Origin of the sequence: Veillonella seminalis (assembly GCF_003992065.1) — a bacterium.
Lineage (GTDB): Bacteria > Bacillota > Negativicutes > Veillonellales > Veillonellaceae > Veillonella_A > Veillonella_A seminalis.
Map to the genome: position 1 here is coordinate 1 of NZ_RQUZ01000024.1, position 1,161 is coordinate 1,161.

At 45.7% G+C, this 1,161-nt stretch carries 1 protein-coding gene; it reads left to right on the top strand.

Annotation, left to right across the window (positions count from 1 at the left end):
* Position 1: 1 nt before the first annotated feature.
* Positions 2–1,161: elongation factor Tu (tuf, locus tag EO126_RS10640; protein ID WP_127008815.1), on the top strand; the 1,160-nt coding region annotated here is incomplete at its 3' end.

Here is a 1,161-nt window from a genome sequence, read left to right on the forward strand (position 1 = left end):
AATGGCAAAAGCAAAATTTGAACGTACTAAACCGCATGTTAACATCGGTACTATCGGTCACGTTGACCATGGTAAAACAACTCTTACTGCAGCAATCACTAAAGTTCTTGCTGAAGAAGGTAAGGCTCAATTCCAAGACTACAGCATGATCGACAAAGCTCCGGAAGAACGTGAACGTGGTATCACAATCAACACTTCCCACGTAGAATATGAAACTGAAAAACGTCACTATGCACACGTTGACTGCCCGGGCCATGCCGACTATGTTAAAAACATGATCACCGGTGCTGCTCAGATGGACGGCGCGATCTTGGTTATCGCTGCTACTGACGGCCCTATGGCTCAGACTCGTGAACACATCCTTCTTGCTCGTCAGGTAGGTGTACCTGCTATCGTTGTATTCTTGAACAAAGCAGATATGGTTGACGATGATGAATTGATCGAATTGGTAGAAATGGAAGTTCGTGACCTTCTTTCTACATACGAATTCCCTGGCGACGAAGTACCTATTATCGTTGGTTCCGCTTTGAAAGCTTTGGAAGGAGACCCTAAATACGTAGAAAAAATCAAAGAATTGATGGCTGCTGTTGATGACTATGTCCCAACTCCTGAACGCGACACCGACAAAACTTTCTTGATGCCGGTCGAAGACGTTTTCACAATCACCGGTCGTGGTACAGTAGCTACCGGCCGTGTTGAACGTGGCGAAGTTAAAGTTGGCGACACTGTAGAAATCGTTGGCTTGAAAGAAAAAGCTGAAAGCTACGTTGTAACAGGTCTTGAAATGTTCCGTAAAACTTTGGATTCCGCAGTAGCAGGCGACAACGTTGGTGCTCTTCTTCGTGGTGTAGACCGCAAAGACATCGAACGTGGTCAAGTATTGGCTAAACCGGGTTCCATTCACCCGCACACTAAATTCAAAGGTGAAGTTTACGTATTGACTAAAGAAGAAGGTGGCCGTCATACTCCATTCTTCTCCAACTACCGTCCACAGTTCTACTTCCGTACAACTGACGTAACCGGTGTTATCCAGTTGCCTGAAGGTACTGAAATGTGTATGCCTGGTGACAACATCACTATGAGCATTGAATTGATTACACCAATCGCTATTGAAGCCGGTCTTCGTTTCGCTATTCGCGAAGGTGGCCACACAGTAGGTGC